This is a genomic window from Thalassotalea euphylliae (assembly GCF_003390335.1).
In the GTDB taxonomy this organism is placed as follows: Bacteria; Pseudomonadota; Gammaproteobacteria; order Enterobacterales; family Alteromonadaceae; genus Thalassotalea_F; species Thalassotalea_F euphylliae_B.
Map to the genome: position 1 here is coordinate 1,775,857 of NZ_QUOU01000001.1, position 16,800 is coordinate 1,792,656.

Below are 16,800 nucleotides of genomic sequence, written 5' to 3' on the forward strand. Positions count from 1 at the left end.
CTAGCCAATAGCGAATTACATTGATTGAAAACGGCTCCTAGTGAGTCGTTTTTTTATGTCTGAATGTTTAAGCCAAGGACAGAAGAGAGCAACGTACAGAGTTGAGTGTAGTGCAGTGCTGAGGGGAGAAAGGCGAGTCGCCCATTTAATGCGACATCGGCAATAAATGAGCAACAGAAATTCAGTTGGGTAGTTGGTGTTAGCCTCTAGGTAACTGAATCTTTTTGTCTTCCGACTGGCGGTAAATAATTAGTGTTTTACCGATAACTTGTACTTTTTCTGCGGCCGTTTCACGGCAAATAGCGTCAACAATCAAACCTTTAGTTTCGCGGTTATCTGTTGGAATTTTTACCTTGATAAGTTCGTGATGGTTAAGCGCGAAATCAATTTCTGCGATGACGGCTTCAGTTAAACCATTGCTGCCGAGTAATACCACAGGTTTTAGGTCGTGCGCTAGGGCTTTTAAATGTTGGATTTGTTTTTTATTTAGGCTCATTAACAATTTTCGTTACAGTTTGCTTGAATTCCCATATTTTACCCTTATCTAGTCTGTATTACTATGTCCGCACTTTGGTTTTTGTGTACGGGTTTGTGTCCTTGTACCTCAACTTGAGTGGCAAAAAAGGTTATTTAGTGAGTAAGAAAAAACACAGTGCAAGCAGCAAGCGCTGGCTTGACGAACACTTTGATGACGAATACGTAAAAAAGGCGCAAAAACTTGGCCTTCGTTCAAGAGCGGTATTCAAAATTGAAGAAATTAACAATAAAGACAAGTTGATCAAACCCGGTATGAAGGTCGTAGATCTTGGAGCAGCACCGGGCGGTTGGTCTGAATACGCCGTCAAGCAAGTCGGTGATAACGGGCAAGTGGTCGCTTGTGACATTCTACCTATGGATCCCATCGCCGGTGTCGATTTTCTACAGGGTGATTTTCGCGAAGAAGCCGTGCTTGACGCACTGTTAGAGCGTATTGATGGTAAAGACATCGACGTTGTGATGTCAGACATGGCAGCCAACTTCACTGGCAATGACGCCGCAGATTCAGCGCGCAGTATGTACTTAGTTGAGCTGGCATTAGATATGTGTCATCAAGTTTTGAAGAAAAATGGCGCTTTCGTGGTCAAAGTATTTCAAGGAGAAGGCTTTGATCAGTTTATGAAAGAGGTTAAAGCCGTTTTCAACGTGGTTAAAACTCGTAAGCCAGATTCTTCACGCGCACGTTCAAGGGAAGTATATCTAGTAGCTACTGGTTTTAAATTGTAGTAAATTAAAGAACAGTTTGGTCGCACCATTTTTAGAAACAGCAAGAGGTTGTTAAGTTGAGCGATATGGCAAAAAATCTTATTTTATGGTTGGTAATAGCCGTCGTCCTGATGTCTGTATTCCAGTCTTTTTCTCCGGGTAGTAGTAGTGAACAGCAAATGGACTACACCCGTTTTATTCAGGATGTTAGACAAGGGCAAGTACGCGAAGCCAGCGTTGACCGTAACGGTGTTATTGAAGGCACCAAACGTAGCGGCGAACAATTCGTGACGGTAATTCCGGGTGGTTACGACCGCGACTTAATCAACGATCTGGTTAAACAAGGTGTGCGTGCGAAAGGTCAATTACCTGAAGAGCCAAGCATCTTAACGTCAATTTTCATTTCTTGGTTCCCTATGTTACTGCTGATTGGTGTGTGGATTTTCTTCATGCGTCAAATGCAAGGCGGTGGCGGTAAAGGCGCAATGTCATTCGGCAAATCAAAAGCGCGCCTATTAAGCGAAGATCAAATCAAAACCACTTTTGCTGATGTTGCTGGTTGTGACGAAGCGAAAGAAGAAGTGGCTGAGCTTGTTGACTACTTACGTGATCCAACGAAATTCCAAAAATTAGGTGGTCGCATTCCATCAGGTATTTTGATGGTGGGTCAACCGGGTACCGGTAAAACACTGCTTGCGAAAGCGATTGCAGGTGAAGCAAAAGTACCGTTCTTCTCAATTTCAGGCTCAGACTTCGTTGAAATGTTTGTTGGTGTGGGTGCATCGCGTGTTCGTGACATGTTCGAGCAAGCAAAAAAATCGGCGCCTTGTATTATCTTCATCGATGAAATTGATGCCGTTGGTCGCCAACGTGGCGCAGGTCTTGGTGGCGGTCACGATGAGCGTGAGCAAACCCTTAACCAAATGCTTGTAGAAATGGACGGTTTCGAAGGTAACGAAGGCGTAATTGTTATCGCGGCAACTAACCGCCCAGACGTACTTGACCCAGCATTACTTCGTCCTGGCCGTTTTGATCGCCAAGTAACCGTTGGGTTGCCTGACATTCGCGGTCGTGAGCAAATCTTAAAAGTGCATATGCGTAAAGTGCCGTTAGCGGATGATGTCAAAGCGTCAGTTATCGCTCGTGGTACACCAGGCTTTTCGGGTGCTGACTTAGCAAACCTAGTAAACGAAGCGGCACTATTTGCTGCGCGTGGTTCGCGTCGCTTAGTCTCTATGGAAGAGTTTGAAAAAGCGAAAGACAAAATCTTGATGGGCGCCGAGCGCAAATCAATGGTCATGAGCGAAGAAGAGAAAGAAATGACAGCGTACCACGAAGCGGGTCACGCTATCGTAGGTCGCTTAGTGCCTGAGCATGACCCTGTGTACAAGGTTAGTATTATTCCTCGTGGCCGAGCGCTAGGTGTGACCATGTACTTACCTGAGCAAGATCGCTTCAGTCACAGTAAGCAGCATTTAGAAAGTAATATTTCATCGCTTTACGGTGGTCGTATCGCTGAAGAGATCATCTATGGCCCAGATAAAGTGTCGACTGGCGCATCAAACGATATCGAACGTGCAACTGGCTTAGCGCGTAAAATGGTTACCCAGTGGGGTTTATCAGAAAAAATGGGCCCTATGCTATTTGCAGAAGAAGAAGGCGAAGTGTTCTTAGGTCGTACCTCAGCTAAATCAATGCACATGTCTGATGACACAGCAAAAGCGATTGACGATGAAGTGAAAGACTTTATTGACCGTAACTATCAGCGCGCTGAGCAAATCCTAAAAGACAATATGGATATTTTGCACGCGATGAAAGATGCGCTGATGCAATATGAAACCATTGATGCAAACCAAATTGATGATTTGATGGCGCGCCGTGAAGTTCGCGCACCAGCGGACTTTGATGATTCAAACTCTGGTTCAAAGCCAAGTTCTGGTAGCAAGGTGGATGAAAAGGAGTCGGTTGAGCCTAAATCACCAGATTTAGACGAGCCGTCTGATTTACCTGCCAAGTAAATTGATCTAGTATAGTACTTATTGCTTTGCAATCGATACAAAGCACTTTGTAATTGATATAAAGCCCCGTTTATCGGGGCTTTATTTTTAGTGGCAACAAAAAGCGACTAAAGGTTAGACTTAAAATTCCAATAACAATTAATGAATTTGAACGCTATGACGCCTACGCACCTATCATGCCCCAACAAGCAGCTTTCACTCGTTCACCCCCAAGTGATGGGGATCTTAAATGTCACGCCAGATTCCTTCTCTGACGGCGGCCGTTTCGCAAACTTCGACGATGCCCTGTTTCAAGTCGAGCAAATGATCAGTGATGGCGCCGCTATTATTGATATTGGCGGTGAATCAACGCGCCCCGGTGCGGCCGAGGTATCTGTCGAAGACGAGTTAGCACGCGTAATTCCGGTGCTCGATGCCATTAATCAACGGTTTGATACCATAGTGTCCATTGATACCAGCAAAGCGCAGGTCATGAGCGAGGCGATTGCTCACGGCGCCGGCATGATTAACGATGTTAGGGCACTGCAAAATGAAGGTTGTTTAGCAGCTGTCGCCAATAGCGACATTCCCATCTGTTTGATGCATATGCAGGGGTTACCGCGCACCATGCAAAACAATCCGCATTATCAAGATGTGACAAAAGATATCGTCAACTTTATTCAACAGCGCATAGAAGCGTGCCAGCAAGTAGGCATTGCGAAAGAAAGGTTACTGGTTGACCCTGGCTTTGGGTTTGGCAAAACGCTTGAGCAAAATTATCGCTTGTTACATGAATTAAAAGCGTTTCAAGCATTAGAGCTGCCCGTGTTAGTGGGCATATCGCGAAAATCTATGATTGGTCACTTACTCAACGCAGAAGTTGACCAACGTTTAGCAGGCAGCTTAGCTGCGGCAATTATCAGCGCTCAACAAGGCGCAAAAATTATTCGCGTCCACGATGTTAAAGCCACCGTGGACGCATTGACTGTATTGAAGGCTGCTGAGCAGCCAGAACTGACGCGAGGGTAAGTATGTCAGCACGTAAATATTTCGGCACCGATGGCGTTCGTGGCTTAGTGGGCAAGGCCCCAATTAGCCCTGATTTTGTCATGAAACTAGGTTATGCAGCGGGCAAGGTACTGGCCGCGCAAGGCACCAAGAAAGTGTTAGTCGGTAAAGACACGCGAATTTCAGGTTACATGCTTGAATCGGCACTGGAAGCAGGCTTTTCAGCCGCAGGTGTTAACATCGGCTTGCTTGGCCCGATGCCAACACCAGGTATTGCCTATTTAACCAAAACGTTTCGCGCTGAAGCTGGCATAGTGATCAGTGCATCACATAACCCATATTACGACAACGGTATTAAGTTCTTTTCACAAAGCGGTGAAAAACTACCAGATGCAGTTGAGCTAGCGATTGAAGCCGAAATAGACAAGCCAATGACTTGTGTTGCCTCAGATAAATTAGGCAAAGCGACACGTATTGACGATGCTGCTGGCCGCTATATCGAATTTTGTAAAAGTAACTTCCCAAGTCAGTACTCACTAGCGGGCTTAAAGATTGTTGTTGATTGCGCCAATGGTGCTACGTATCACATTGCGCCTAACGTATTTAAAGAATTGGGTGCCGAGGTGATTGAGATTGCCACAAGCCCGAACGGTACCAATATCAATGATAAATGTGGTGCAACGTCAATGGGGCAAATTCAAGAAGCTGTCGTCAAGCACGGCGCTGATTTAGGTATTGCCCTAGATGGTGACGGCGATCGTCTGATGATGGTTGACCATACCGGCGAAGTGGTTGACGGCGACGAGTTGGTTTACGTGATTGCCACCAGCGATTTAGCCGCCGGTTCATTGTCCGGCGGTGTTGTTGGCACGTTAATGAGCAACATGGGGCTTGAACTTGCGTTAAAAGCGCTTGATATACCTTTTGTCCGCAGTAAAGTGGGTGACCGCTACGTGATGGAAAAGCTGCTTGAAAATGGCTGGCAGTTGGGTGCTGAAAACTCAGGCCACATTATTAACCTAAATCACACCTCAACGGGCGATGGTATTATTGCGGCACTGAATGTACTCACTGCAATATGCCGTACAGAAAAATCCTTGTTCGATCTCCGTCAAGGCATGACTAAGCTGCCGCAAATATTGGTGAATGTACGTTTTGAAGGGGATAACGACCCGCTTGAATCTGCCAACGTGATTACTGCTGTTGAGCAAGTAAATGAACAACTTACAGGTAAAGGACGTGTGTTATTGCGTAAGTCTGGCACTGAGCCGTTGATCCGCGTTATGGTGGAAGGGCCAGATCGCAAAGAGGTCACCCAGCTCGCAAATGACATTGCTGAGCAAGTAAAATTAGCCTGTTAGGTTGAATTATCGCCAAACAGTCGCATATTGTTTGGAAATGCTTGTAAGTTAGTGGCAGGTTAGTTACTATCTCGCCGCTCTAAAATGGGAACGCAAGATGAATAGACAAGCAATTGTTGCAGCCAATTGGAAAATGAATGGTAGTTTCGGTCTTGTGACTGAAATGAGTCAAGGTTTAGCCGATTTAGGCCTGTCAAATGATGTAAGTATCGTTGTTTGTCCTAGCAGCCCATTTTTAGCGGCATTAACTGACGCTTTCGAACAAGAGAAAGCATGCGAGCACATTAGTGTTGGTGCGCAAAATGTCAGTGAGTTTGAGCAAGGTGCTTACACCGGCGAAGTATCGGTCAGCATGTTGCAAGCCTGCAAAGTACAATATGTGATTGTCGGGCATTCAGAGCGTCGCAGCTTGTTTAAAGAGACAAGCACGCAAGTGGCGCATAAGGTAAAAATCGCGTTAGACGCAGGTTTAGTACCTATTTTATGTATCGGTGAAAGTGAAGCAGAGCGTACTGCCGAGCAAACCGAAACTGTGTTGGCCAGCCAACTTCAACCCGTAATTGATGAAGTAGGTATTGAGCGTTTTAGCCATATTGTTGTAGCATACGAACCTGTTTGGGCGATTGGTACAGGCAAAACAGCTTCGCCTGAAATGGCACAGCAAACACACGAATTTATTCGTAAGTTTTTAGCAAATGCAAGCGAAGATATCGCTGCGAAAACGCCAATATTATACGGTGGTAGTGTTAATGCTAAAAACTGTCAGGACTTGTTCGCTCAACCTGACATTGATGGTGGCCTAATTGGCGGCGCAAGTTTAAAAGTCGAAGAATTCAAAACGATTTGTTCGGCGGCAAAAGGAACTCGTTAGATGTTGTATGAAATTTTAATTGTTATCTACTTAGTAGTAGCACTTGCATTAATTGGCTTAGTGCTAATTCAGCAAGGTAAAGGTGCAGATATGGGCGCATCATTTGGCGCTGGTTCATCTGCCACTATTTTCGGTTCAAGCGGTTCGGGCAACTTTATGACCCGCACAACCACTTGGTTAGCGGTTGCGTTCTTTGCAATTAGCCTGGTATTAGGTAATTTAACGGCAAACCGCATTAAAGCAACAGACGAATGGAACGACTTATCAACGCCAGTTGAGCAACAAATTCCAACGGATGTGTCAGCAGCAAGTGCTGAACCTAAAAACGCTGACGTACCAGCGGCTGACGAAGATAAGACCGACAGCGACGTACCGAACTAGGCTACTCAGCCAGAATCAAATTTCGCGGATGTGGTGGAATTGGTAGACACGCCATCTTGAGGGGGTGGTGCTTAATAGCGTGCGGGTTCAAGTCCCGCCATCCGCACCAATTAAAAACAAAGGGCTACAGCAATGTAGCCTTTTTTTATTTCCTGCTATTTTTCAAAATCTTCCTAGAATTTACCATTTCCAAGTGATAACAAGCCGCGCTAGGGCGGCTAAGCTTATTACAGCTAACGTTACTTTAATTGGTAATCGCTAAGGCACCAGTTCTTAATTAACTCAACATATTCATCACCAGCATCTTCTGCTGAGAAGTGTGAAGCGTTTTCAAATATCTTCATTTTATTGTTAGCCAGCTTTGCGCTTAAATAATCGGCATTACTAGCTAACACAAAGGGATCGTGCTTTCCCCACGTGATTAGTGTTGGGGTTTTAATACTTGTAAGGTTCTCTTCAATCCATGGTAAATCACGTTGATATGAACCGAAAAACGCAATCGAATTCTGGTGCGCTTGTTCATTGTGCGTAATTTCATAATATTCATTGATCGCACGCTCATTCGGTTGGTAATGGTGGTAACCGTCTTTAACTGCAGCGTTAAAGTTGGTTTTCATAATGGCTTTTTTATTAATACCTGCGGCTAACCATCTGACCAGACGATAGTTTATAACCGCTTTTAGGATGGGTGACATGGCAGGCGGGTAGCTACCTGGGCCGTCAAAGATGTTAATACTGTCTAATCGCTCTGGGTAACTAATTGCCGTTGCTAGCGTGATAGGTACGCCGACATCAGGCCCCACCAAATGTGCTTTATCAATATTAAAATAATCAAATACTTGAATAATAGCTTGGCTTAATTGACGAGGTGACATATCGGATTTATCTGCCGAACTCAGTCCAAAGCCGGGAATATCAAAGGCGAGTAAATTAAAGTGCTTCGCCAATTCTGGCCACGCACTCTCCCACATGCGAATACTTTGCGGAAAACCGTTAAGTAAAACCAGATTGGGGGCGTTGTTATTGATTGCACGCGCATACCTAACATTGAACTTACCGATCTTCGCAATGTTTGGAGCGAAAATATCGTTTTCGGTTGGCGTGTAGTTTGACGCTGAGTCTGCGATAGCTGATTTAAGCAGTGCCTGTGTCATAAAAAAGTTCCGTATTTAGCGTTGGTTACTGTTGTATACTAAGGTACGGTAAATTATATTAGCTAACAAGAAGGCAGTTTTAACTGTCTTAGTTACCTTTTGGTAACTATTGGCGAGGCTGTTTATACTATTTGATAGCTTGATTAGCTGATGACATCCTAACTAAAGTATTGTAATAAAATATATTTTTTAACCAAGGCTACACATCCTTTTTAGCAATAAAAGGTCGCAATAAAAATTTCAATAAACGTTATTAATAAACGCTATTAAGAAACAACGGGGAATAAAATTTGAACGATAACATTAAAAAGCAAGAACGTAGGGTGTTTGTGCAAGACGAACATTGCCCAATTCGCAATGTGGTTGCGCAAATTGGTGATAAATGGTCGCTGTTGATTATTTTTGCTCTAGTTGATGGGCCAGATCGCTTTAACGCGCTGAAATCTCGTATTGAGGGCATTTCGCAACGCATGCTCACGCAAACACTGCGTGATTTAGAGCGTGATGGCTTCGTTGAACGTACCGTGTATCCTGAGGTACCCGTTAAGGTGGTTTATGAACTTACCGATCTTGGTAAAGGCTTAGCGAAGCCAGCATGGGGTTTGGTTTCATGGGCTAATGACCACCTTGGAGACATTAACAACGCGCGCGTAGCGTATGATCGAGCTGATTAAAACATTTGGCTTAGCTAATGCGTCTAAACATTACCGATCGCAGCACACTTAACGGCTGCCATAGCTTTAGTTTTCAAGCTTGCGATTGTTCAATTGCTTTGATCTCACTGGCAATTTGCTCTGCTTCAGCAGTGAGCATGGCGTAAGATTTTATATCGCCGTTGCGCTGTGCGTGCATTGCTTGTTCGAGCTTTGCTGCGTGTTGTTTATTAAGCTTTTTAATGGGATCACGCTTGAAAAAAGAAAACATCTTGGCCGCCTTGGAGCATTTAAATGTATTTACATAGAATAAGTTATGGAGATTCATTCATGTAAATTAGTTGCAGTTGAATCGTTTTGTTAAGGTTAGGTTTAACTTAGGTGTTTACGGAGCACCGGCTCATCTGGATTAATTACAGTCACTAATTGCTTTGTAACTTAATTAGAGTCAAATCTATTTATACCAATTGAATTAATTAATTGATCAATTCAGAGCGTTGTCAGCGGTGGGAGAATAAGCCAAATTTATGCCGATATAGTTATTCTACATCCAATGAATTTGGCGCAATTGTCGCGACGCTGACACGCTCCCAAAGGGCGAGTTTAAAAGGCTCATATGCAGCGTTATTGATTTTGACAAGGGAATAACCATTCTCTGCAATCAATGCCTTGCCTCTAAGCCTTTTAATTCTCGCTGAATGATTAAGTAGTTATTTCAATTGGTATTAAATGGGAACCTAATCAGAATCATCAGTTCTTCCGTAATCCTAATAAATTGAAATTTTAGGATATTTTTTATGCCATTAATGCCAAATACCTCAGTAACATCACCAGAATTAAACATTAGGCGTTCTGCGCTTTTGATATTCACTTTACTCACTTCATTGTTACTCTCTGCATGCTCTTCACCAGTAGCCAACCGTATACCACTCAAGGAAACTTTTCCCAATGTGCGAGGTGAAAATCTCAACCAAGAACGTGTGTCTATCCCCAATGATCTAAAAGGCGAGCATCGCTTATTGTTAATTGGTTATGTGCAAGACTCCCAGTTTGATATCGATCGCTGGCTAATTGGGTTAGATATGACGCAAACGCCTGTCACTGCTTACGAGCTACCAACGATTGAGGGGATGCTGCCACGTATGTTCGAAACCTTTATCAATAACGGTATGCGCAAGGGGATTCCGAAACAGTTGTGGGGCGGGGTGGTCACGGTTTATCAAGAGGCGGAGAAAATTACCGCGCTCACGGGCACCGAAAACCCGAACAATGCCAGGGTCATCTTACTTGGCGCAAAAAACGAAATTCTTTATTTCTATGATCGCGGCTTTGCCGTAGATGCTTTAAATGATTTACGCGATTTGGTTACGACACCCAAAGCCGCGCTGAGCACCTCCTCGACACAGTAACAGTAAACTTCTTTAATACCGTGAACTTGTTCAACGCAGGCTACTAGGCTGGCTAACAAAGATTGGTCAGCCAAAGCAAGACCAGCTATACAATCAACTACTTGGCTAATAAAGCTAAAGGCTAAAAATAGCCTCACGCACCTTATCATTTACCAGTTAGACACAAATTGTTACTGCAAGATGCTGGTTAAAAAGTAAACCCGAATTTTTCGTGGTGCGTAAATAGCAATATCCGCAGCGGCAATGGCAAAACGCCATGGAAAAGCGTTTTGCCGTTAACACCATTATTTATTAACACTATGACTTACTAACAAAAGACACAGAAACGCAGTTGTTTTTTTTGTTAAACAAACAGGAAAACAAAATGAATACGTTACAGAAAATTTGGGTTAAAGCCGTATCAGTTGTTATGTTACTTTCAGCATTTGCTGTATCTGCGGGTGGCTACAGTTACAAAAAACAGAAAGACATTGTTGATGTTGCCGCATCAAACCAAAGTTTTACGACGCTAGTTGCTGCGGTAAAAGCAGCAGGCTTGGTAGACACACTTAAAGGTAAAGGCCCTTACACTGTGTTCGCGCCCACTAACGCGGCATTTGCCAAGTTGCCAGCCGGCACAGTAGAAAATCTACTCAAGCCAGAAAACAAAGATAAGCTCATTGAAATTCTGACTTATCACGTAGTGCCCAGTAAGTTCTATGCTAAGCAAGTTGTCAATATTGATGCCGCAAAAACTGTGCAAGGCTCAAGTGTTGATATCACCGCAATGAACGGCAAAGTGATGATCGATAATGCCAAAGTGATAAAAACCGATATCAAGGCATCAAACGGTGTCATTCATGTGATTGATAATGTGATCATGCCAAGTGAAAAAGCAACCGTCGCTAAGCACCATTAATTCAATTCAAGTCAGCGTGAGATTTATACGCTTTCGATAAACCGCGTACCAATAGCATTCCGACACTCGCCCACCAAAACTTCTTTCAAGGTGGGCTTTTTTTTACTTCCGTTAGCTCAAAACCGTATTCAGCTATGGTGGTTTTCAATGCACACGCTAATGAGTCACTGCTTTTTCCCGCCTTTGGTCAGCAGAGCAGCATCATTCTAAATGAGGTATAAATAAGGCTTTTACATTGACCTTTGCTGCTAATTTAGTGGCTAAAAGATAAATACCTGCGAGCTTACGGTGAATAAAAATGGCATCAACAGGTGGCGTATGCCACTGATCTTTTTGGCGTTGAATATTCATGCCTTGGTTCTTGATACGCTGTGCTAAGTTGCTTGTCGCAAAATCATAATCGTTAGCTACTAGCGGCTCACTGGCTAATTTGAAAATTGCCAAGATCTGCGCGAGGTAATCGTCACTAATGTCTTTAGTAAAGAATCCCAACTGTTTTGCAGAGGCGATCATTTGTTGCTCATCTTCACACATGGCGGCATTGATAAGCGCTAAATAGCCTGTGCTAATGTGGCCGGGAATCGCTCGTGTCGCCCCAAAGTCCAACAAGACAATTTTTTGCGCTTCCTCTTGGTACAAAAAATTAGCGAAGTTCGGATCTGTTTGCATCAGCTTAAAATCAAACAGCTCACGAAAAAACAGCGCAATTAATTGTTCAACAACCTTATTTCTCGTTGCTTGTGGTGCCATTCGCAAGTTCTCGATAGGCATACCGTCAATAAAGTTCATGGTTAAAATCGCGTCATTACTTAGCGGCTTAACAACCGTTGGCAGGCAAAAACCATCGTTGTTAATCAGCTTTGTGTAGCGATTCATAAAGCTAGCCTCGGCTTGATAACTGGCTTCAACGAGTAGCTGTTTCTTTGCTTCACTGATTAAATCGTCTATTTGTAAATGCTTGGGCAACAGGCCTGATAATTTGAGTAGAGCGGCTACATTGTCAACATCGCTTGCTATCGCGGTGGCGACACCGGGGTATTGCACTTTAACGGCTAGCTTTTCACCTGTTTCTAAATGGGCCAAGTGCACTTGCCCAATGGAGGCCGAGGCAAAGGGTTGCAGCTCAAAATAACTAAAATTATCAAGCCAATTGTCCCCCCATTGCGCTTTTAACACGGTAATGAGCTGTTTGTGAGGCATGGGCTTGGCATCAGCCCTCAGTTTTTCGAGTAACTGACTGAGTTCAGGGGGCAGTAAATCACCAGCGTCCATCGAAAGTAACTGACCCAGCTTCATTGCTGCGCCACGCATTTGCGCCAATTTATCCGCTAACAAGCGGATATTGTGAGGCTGCAGCACCAAGTTCTTTACCGTCGGCGATTCACCCTGCGCGAGTTGTTTTGCGCCGTTCACCATGGCGTTGGTGGCAACTTTTGCCATTAAACCCCCGATGCTGGTTAATCGAGAGAAACGGGAGGTGGGTATTTTTTGGGGGGCATTATCTTTATGTGCTTTGTCTTTATGTGTGTTTTTATGTGTGTCGTCGTGATGTGACAAGGTTAATGGCTACCGATAAAAGAATGTCTATACAGGTTTACGTTAATGCCAGCGGCTTTGATCTTTTTTACTACAAGCCCACTGAAGCCCACTGAAGCCCACTGAAGCCCACTGATATTGATGAGAAGTTATATAATTATAAATACAAAAACACAAATAGAAATCATTATTGATAACAATAATTTGTGTGGGTAGAATGCCGCCACACTTTCATTCATTTACACACCGTTTTTCCATCTTTGGTGTCGTGATGAAAGCGTAAATCACTTTTTGGCGAAGCAAAAAGTTCTAATAACACTAAAGAGTCTCGAATAACAATGAAGTCATTCACCTTATCCAAAGTTGCCGCGGCGACTTTACTCGCCGCCATGTCTACTCACGTCAGTGCTAACACAGCAAACGCCGCTGACGCAGAGAGCTATGAAACCATTACCGTTACTGGCCAAAAAATTGAACGTTCTCTGCAAGACACCAAAGAAAGTGTCTCGGTGATTACTGCTGATGTGATTGCAGAAATGCCAGTACTCGATTATGAAGATTTACTCGACATTACCCCGAACGCATTTTCTTTTGCCAATGGTGAAAATTTTGGCTTGCGTGGTATTACGCAAAATCAGAATTCAACAGGTGGTGGCAGCGGTGAACTAGCAAGTTTATATGTGGATGGCGTTGCTTACACAGGCTTTTCAACGCGCTTTAATCCAAAAGATTTATGGGATGTAGAGCAAGTCGAAATTTTGCGTGGTCCACAATCAACAAACGTTGGCCGTAATGCGCTTATCGGTGCGTTAGTGGTTAAAACCAAGCGCCCAGAGCTTGATGAAAATTACGGTAGCGTAAAGTTAGAGCTTGGTAATTACGGTTTACAAACGACCAGCGGTGTTGCCAATTTTGCCGTGACCGACAACTCAGCGCTGCGCTTAACTGGGCAGTACTCAAAATCTGACGGCTACATCACCAATGTTACCTTAAATGATGATGAGTTTGATGCCCGCGAGAATACTAATATTCGCGCTCAGTACCTTATTGAGTTTAGTGAAGATTTTACAGCTAACTTGCGTTTAGGTTATGCAAAAACTAAACGTGGCCAAGATATTTTCCGCTCTGACTTACAGCTACAAGACAGCTTCAATAGCTCAGCGAATATTGCTGCCGATGAAGACTATGAAGCGACAACCGGTGCGATTCACATCGATTACACTTTCAACGATGCGTGGAGCATGCAGGCAGTAACCTCGTTTATTGATGGCGATTACTTTAGAAAAGACGATGACGATGAAGGCCCTGGTGGTGGTAACGCATTTCGCGGCCGCGAAGCTCAAGATAAAAACTGGTCGCAAGAAATTCGTTTCAACTACGACTCTGACCAGCTAACGGGTGTATTTGGCGCATACTACATTGATGTAGAGTTAGTGAATAACACCAGTGCGTTATCAAACATAGGCTTGCATTTATTACTCGCCAGTGTGCCGGGGGCAGGGCAGCTTATTCCGTTCTACCCTGAGACGATTGAAGTTGATGCTTTACGCCCGTTTGAGCAAGATACGAAAAACTATGCCTTCTTTACCGAGTGGGACTACAAACTTACCGATCAATTAACCTTAAATGCAGGGTTCCGCTACGATGTTGAAGAGCAAGACTCTGTAAGTTCTGCTGCGAATACGTTAGCGGCAGGCAGCACATTACCTGATCCTGTGCAATCGGCGCAGTTAGCCGAATTAATGTTCCCCGGCGCAGGTTTAGGCCCTGTTGTGCAAGCGGGTATTGCTCAGGTCAATGGCGTCCTGCTTTCGCGATTAGCTCCTTCAGGTCCTGACGCGCGTGACACCGACTACAATGCGTTTCTACCGCAAGTGGGTATCACCTATGAGTTAGATGAAAATCAGTCGATAAGTGCGTTCTATAAAAAAGGCTATCGCGTAGGTGGCGTTGACAACGCTATTACCGGTGCTGCACCCGTTGAATATGACCCAGAATATCTGGATAACTACGAACTTGCTTATCGCTCAGTATGGCTTGATGGCGACTTGATATTGAATGCGAATGCGTATTTTGGTGACTGGACAGATCAGCAAGTACAAGAATGCCCAAATGGTTTGTTAAGCTGTGTCACCGTTAATGCGGGTGAATCTGAAATATCCGGTTTAGAAGCTGAATTCCGCTATGCGTACTCAGACGATGTAACTTTCTTTGGTAGTTTAGGTTTGTCTGATACCGAGTTTAAAGACTATACAGCGTTTGACAACAATGCCAATCCGATTGATTTAAGTGGTAATACCTTTGCCCGCTCGCCTGAGATGACGGCTGCATTCGGCAGTCGAGTTTATGTTACTGACGAATTCTACATCAGCGGTAACATCAACTATCAGTCAGATATGGAGTCAGATATCTTCAATAATGACGAGTTCAAGTTAGATTCACGTGTGCTTATTAACCTTAAAGCGGGTTATGAAATTGGTGAGTTTGTTGTTGATGCTTATGTGACTAACTTAACCGACAAAAATTACCTTGAAATCAATGGTGAAGGGCTTGGCTCGCCAGACGCACGCATTGCACGAGCTGGTGTACCGCGTCAATTTGGGCTCGCGGTGACTTACAACTTTGAATAATAGATAGTTAATTAAAGCCCTTAATTCAGCAACTTAATTAAGTTATTTAGTTCGGCGCTGAGTTAAGGGCTTCGTTTGTTTTTTCGCAATCGTGTTTGGCTGTAGTGTATTGCTGATAAATCAGCAATATCGCTTTTCAGGTCGGAGCATGATTGCGAAAGAGTTTTTGTACAAGTGCACCTGTATCAAGACACTAGAGAGGGCAATTTTTTGAATAGAGCAAAGTGGTTTAAAGTCCATAGCTGGGTGGGCTTTAAACTGTCGATACTATTATCGTTTACCTTAGTAACAGGCACACTGGCGGTGCTTTCTCACGAGCTGGATTGGTTAACCAATTCGGCAATGCGTGTTGAGGCCAGCTCAGTTGATAAACTCGATTGGTTAGCCATATACAAGAGTGCCAAAGCACAGCAACCCAATAAACATTTCTTATACCTTAGCGCCCCTCTCGATCCTTGGTTCGCCGCTGAAGTGGCTTACTTTGACACCGAAGATACCAATCATCGCAACTTTTTTCATCCCTCAACGGGAGAGTATCTGGGCGACGGGCGTTGGTATAACTGGCAGCGATTTTTTCGGATGAGCCATCGCCATCTCATGGTACCCACTAAAATCGGGGTGACCATAGTCGGCGCGTTAGGCTTCTTGCTGTTTGTGTCGTTAGTCACGAGCTTAGTGGTTTATCGCAAATGGTGGACAGGGTTTTTCCGCATGCCAAGACGAAGTCATCGCAAGTTATTCTGGGCTGACGTGCACCGTCTAGCTGGGGTGTGGAGTTTGTGGTTTATCGCCATTATTGCTGTCACAGGGATATGGTACTTTGTTGAAGTTTGGGGACTGAGAGCCGATTACCCAGATCGCGGCAAAGCCCATTCTGAGCAGGCTGTCGATGCTAAAGTTCTGCCCTCATTAACGGTATTTGCCAAGATGTTAGCGCAGGTCGAAAAGGCGTATCCTGAACTAACGGTAACCCGAGTCTTCTTCCCACAACGCAATGGCGACGGGGTTGTATTTCAAGGACAAGCTGATGCCATATTGGTTAGACCTCGCGCCAATATGCTGAGCTTTGATCCCATCTCAGGAGAACTTTTAGTCAAAAACCAAGGGGTGAACTTATCCATTCACGCGCGTCTTTCCGAAGCTGCGGACCCGCTTCACTTTGGCACCTTTGCCGGTTTTCCTTCCAAGGTACTCTACTTTATTTTCGGCGTAGTGCTTAGCACCTTGGCAATCTCTGGCACTTATATTTACGGCATGCGCATTGCCCGAGTGCCTAAATCACAGCCAGTTTCACGTGCGCAATTTTGGCGAGCAGCGACTAAAACAATGACCTGGGGCAAGTGGTTTTCTATTGTGGCTATTGTTGTTTGCCTTGTCATCACCGTATTGCTGTTTGGTGGGTTTATTACTCAATAGCAGCTTAAATCAGCATTATTAGCAGCTTAAAGCTTTGCCAAGATAACTGCAGTCGCAAACTCTTCAACTTAGGGCGAATAGTTTTAGGCTGCAGCTGCCCCTTGTTTTTCACTTTCTGTGTATGTCTTAGGATGTACGATTACTCTTCTTTAACCGAATAATCTTGGCTAATTAATATTATTTCATTTGATAATTAACGAACTTTTTACAATGAAAATGCAAATCATTATCATTGCTTCGCTTT

At 44.1% G+C, this 16,800-nt stretch carries 15 protein-coding genes and 1 tRNA gene; 12 read left to right on the forward strand and 4 right to left on the reverse strand.

Translation table 11 applies throughout. From position 1 onward, the window contains the following. Nucleotides 1–199: 199 nt before the first annotated feature. Complete coding sequence (gene yhbY, locus DXX93_RS07825) at nt 200–496, reverse strand: ribosome assembly RNA-binding protein YhbY (protein WP_116007618.1); 297 nt, start codon at nt 494–496, stop codon at nt 200–202. Nucleotides 497–633: 137 nt separating this feature from the next. On the opposite strand from yhbY, the gene rlmE reads away from it, so the two are divergent. The 7 genes from rlmE to DXX93_RS07860 all read left to right on the forward strand — a co-directional run bounded on the left by rlmE (nt 634) and on the right by DXX93_RS07860 (nt 6,969). Continuing rightward, complete coding sequence (rlmE, locus tag DXX93_RS07830) at nt 634–1,263, forward strand: 23S rRNA (uridine(2552)-2'-O)-methyltransferase RlmE (RefSeq protein ID WP_116009872.1); 630 nt, start codon at nt 634–636, stop codon at nt 1,261–1,263. 56 nt (nt 1,264–1,319) lie between these two features. Beyond that, nucleotides 1,320–3,260, forward strand: a complete 1,941-nt coding sequence (ftsH, locus tag DXX93_RS07835; RefSeq protein ID WP_116007619.1) for an ATP-dependent zinc metalloprotease FtsH — start codon at nt 1,320–1,322, stop codon at nt 3,258–3,260. Between the two features lie 156 nt (nt 3,261–3,416). Then, on the forward strand, nt 3,417–4,268 hold the full coding sequence (folP, locus tag DXX93_RS07840; RefSeq protein WP_116009873.1) for a dihydropteroate synthase: 852 nt from the start codon (nt 3,417–3,419) through the stop codon (nt 4,266–4,268). Nucleotides 4,269–4,270: 2 nt separating this feature from the next. Then, nucleotides 4,271–5,608 carry a phosphoglucosamine mutase gene (glmM, locus tag DXX93_RS07845; RefSeq protein WP_116007620.1) on the forward strand — a complete coding sequence of 446 codons (1,338 nt, stop codon included), beginning with the start codon at nt 4,271–4,273 and terminating at the stop codon, nt 5,606–5,608. Nucleotides 5,609–5,705: 97 nt separating this feature from the next. After that, nucleotides 5,706–6,479: a triose-phosphate isomerase gene (gene tpiA / locus DXX93_RS07850; protein ID WP_116007621.1), complete on the forward strand. Its 774-nt coding sequence runs from the start codon at nt 5,706–5,708 to the stop codon at nt 6,477–6,479. Nucleotides 6,480–6,482: 3 nt separating this feature from the next. After that, entirely contained in the window at nt 6,483–6,860 is a 378-nt protein-coding gene (gene secG / locus DXX93_RS07855; RefSeq protein WP_116009874.1) for a preprotein translocase subunit SecG, read from the forward strand. A 24-nt stretch (nt 6,861–6,884) separates the two neighbouring features. Next, nucleotides 6,885–6,969, forward strand: a tRNA-Leu gene (locus DXX93_RS07860). A 130-nt stretch (nt 6,970–7,099) separates the two neighbouring features. On the opposite strand, the gene DXX93_RS07865 is transcribed toward DXX93_RS07860, so the two are convergent. Next, entirely contained in the window at nt 7,100–8,014 is a 915-nt protein-coding gene (locus DXX93_RS07865) for an alpha/beta fold hydrolase (protein ID WP_116007622.1), read from the reverse strand. A 290-nt stretch (nt 8,015–8,304) separates the two neighbouring features. Here DXX93_RS07865 and DXX93_RS07870 point away from each other — a divergent pair, with 290 nt between their 5' ends. Then, the gene (locus DXX93_RS07870; RefSeq protein ID WP_116007623.1) at nt 8,305–8,688 is read left to right on the forward strand and encodes a winged helix-turn-helix transcriptional regulator; all 384 of its coding nucleotides are present in this window, start codon (nt 8,305–8,307) and stop codon (nt 8,686–8,688) included. A 73-nt stretch (nt 8,689–8,761) separates the two neighbouring features. On the opposite strand, the gene DXX93_RS07875 is transcribed toward DXX93_RS07870, so the two are convergent. Then, entirely contained in the window at nt 8,762–8,938 is a 177-nt protein-coding gene (locus tag DXX93_RS07875) for a DUF6435 family protein (protein ID WP_116007624.1), read from the reverse strand. A 535-nt stretch (nt 8,939–9,473) separates the two neighbouring features. On the opposite strand from DXX93_RS07875, the gene DXX93_RS07880 reads away from it, so the two are divergent. Together DXX93_RS07880 and DXX93_RS07885 are read left to right on the forward strand one after the other, a co-directional pair. Continuing rightward, nucleotides 9,474–10,076 carry a hypothetical protein gene (locus tag DXX93_RS07880; RefSeq protein ID WP_258872757.1) on the forward strand — a complete coding sequence of 201 codons (603 nt, stop codon included), beginning with the start codon at nt 9,474–9,476 and terminating at the stop codon, nt 10,074–10,076. Between the two features lie 409 nt (nt 10,077–10,485). Then, nucleotides 10,486–10,974, forward strand: coding sequence for a fasciclin domain-containing protein (locus DXX93_RS07885; RefSeq protein ID WP_181902302.1), 489 nt, complete (start codon nt 10,486–10,488; stop codon nt 10,972–10,974). A 201-nt stretch (nt 10,975–11,175) separates the two neighbouring features. On the opposite strand, the gene DXX93_RS07890 is transcribed toward DXX93_RS07885, so the two are convergent. Next, nucleotides 11,176–12,414 (reverse strand): ABC1 kinase family protein, encoded by a 1,239-nt coding sequence (locus tag DXX93_RS07890; RefSeq protein WP_116007626.1) that lies wholly within the window; start codon nt 12,412–12,414, stop codon nt 11,176–11,178. A gap of 434 nt (nt 12,415–12,848) precedes the next feature. Between DXX93_RS07890 and DXX93_RS07895 the strand changes: the two genes are divergently transcribed. Together DXX93_RS07895 and DXX93_RS07900 are read left to right on the forward strand one after the other, a co-directional pair. Continuing rightward, nucleotides 12,849–15,140, forward strand: coding sequence for a TonB-dependent receptor (locus DXX93_RS07895; protein WP_116007627.1), 2,292 nt, complete (start codon nt 12,849–12,851; stop codon nt 15,138–15,140). A gap of 210 nt (nt 15,141–15,350) precedes the next feature. After that, nucleotides 15,351–16,556 (forward strand): PepSY-associated TM helix domain-containing protein, encoded by a 1,206-nt coding sequence (locus DXX93_RS07900; RefSeq protein WP_116007628.1) that lies wholly within the window; start codon nt 15,351–15,353, stop codon nt 16,554–16,556. Nucleotides 16,557–16,800 lie beyond the last annotated feature (244 nt).

Bases quoted from the DNA above. Each gene is read 5' to 3' on its own strand.
- glmM (WP_116007620.1), top strand. From the start codon at position 4,271: ATGTCAGCACGTAAATATTTCGGCACCGATGGCGTTCGTGGCTTAGTG.
- DXX93_RS07895 (WP_116007627.1), top strand. From the start codon at position 12,849: ATGAAGTCATTCACCTTATCCAAAGTTGCCGCGGCGACTTTACTCGCC.
- yhbY (WP_116007618.1), bottom strand. From the start codon at position 496: ATGAGCCTAAATAAAAAACAAATCCAACATTTAAAAGCCCTAGCGCAC.
- DXX93_RS07880 (WP_258872757.1), top strand. From the start codon at position 9,474: ATGCCAAATACCTCAGTAACATCACCAGAATTAAACATTAGGCGTTCT.
- folP (WP_116009873.1), top strand. From the start codon at position 3,417: ATGACGCCTACGCACCTATCATGCCCCAACAAGCAGCTTTCACTCGTT.
- DXX93_RS07885 (WP_181902302.1), top strand. From the start codon at position 10,486: ATGTTACTTTCAGCATTTGCTGTATCTGCGGGTGGCTACAGTTACAAA.
- tpiA (WP_116007621.1), top strand. From the start codon at position 5,706: ATGAATAGACAAGCAATTGTTGCAGCCAATTGGAAAATGAATGGTAGT.
- DXX93_RS07890 (WP_116007626.1), bottom strand. From the start codon at position 12,414: ATGGCAAAAGTTGCCACCAACGCCATGGTGAACGGCGCAAAACAACTC.
- DXX93_RS07865 (WP_116007622.1), bottom strand. From the start codon at position 8,014: ATGACACAGGCACTGCTTAAATCAGCTATCGCAGACTCAGCGTCAAAC.
- DXX93_RS07875 (WP_116007624.1), bottom strand. From the start codon at position 8,938: ATGTTTTCTTTTTTCAAGCGTGATCCCATTAAAAAGCTTAATAAACAA.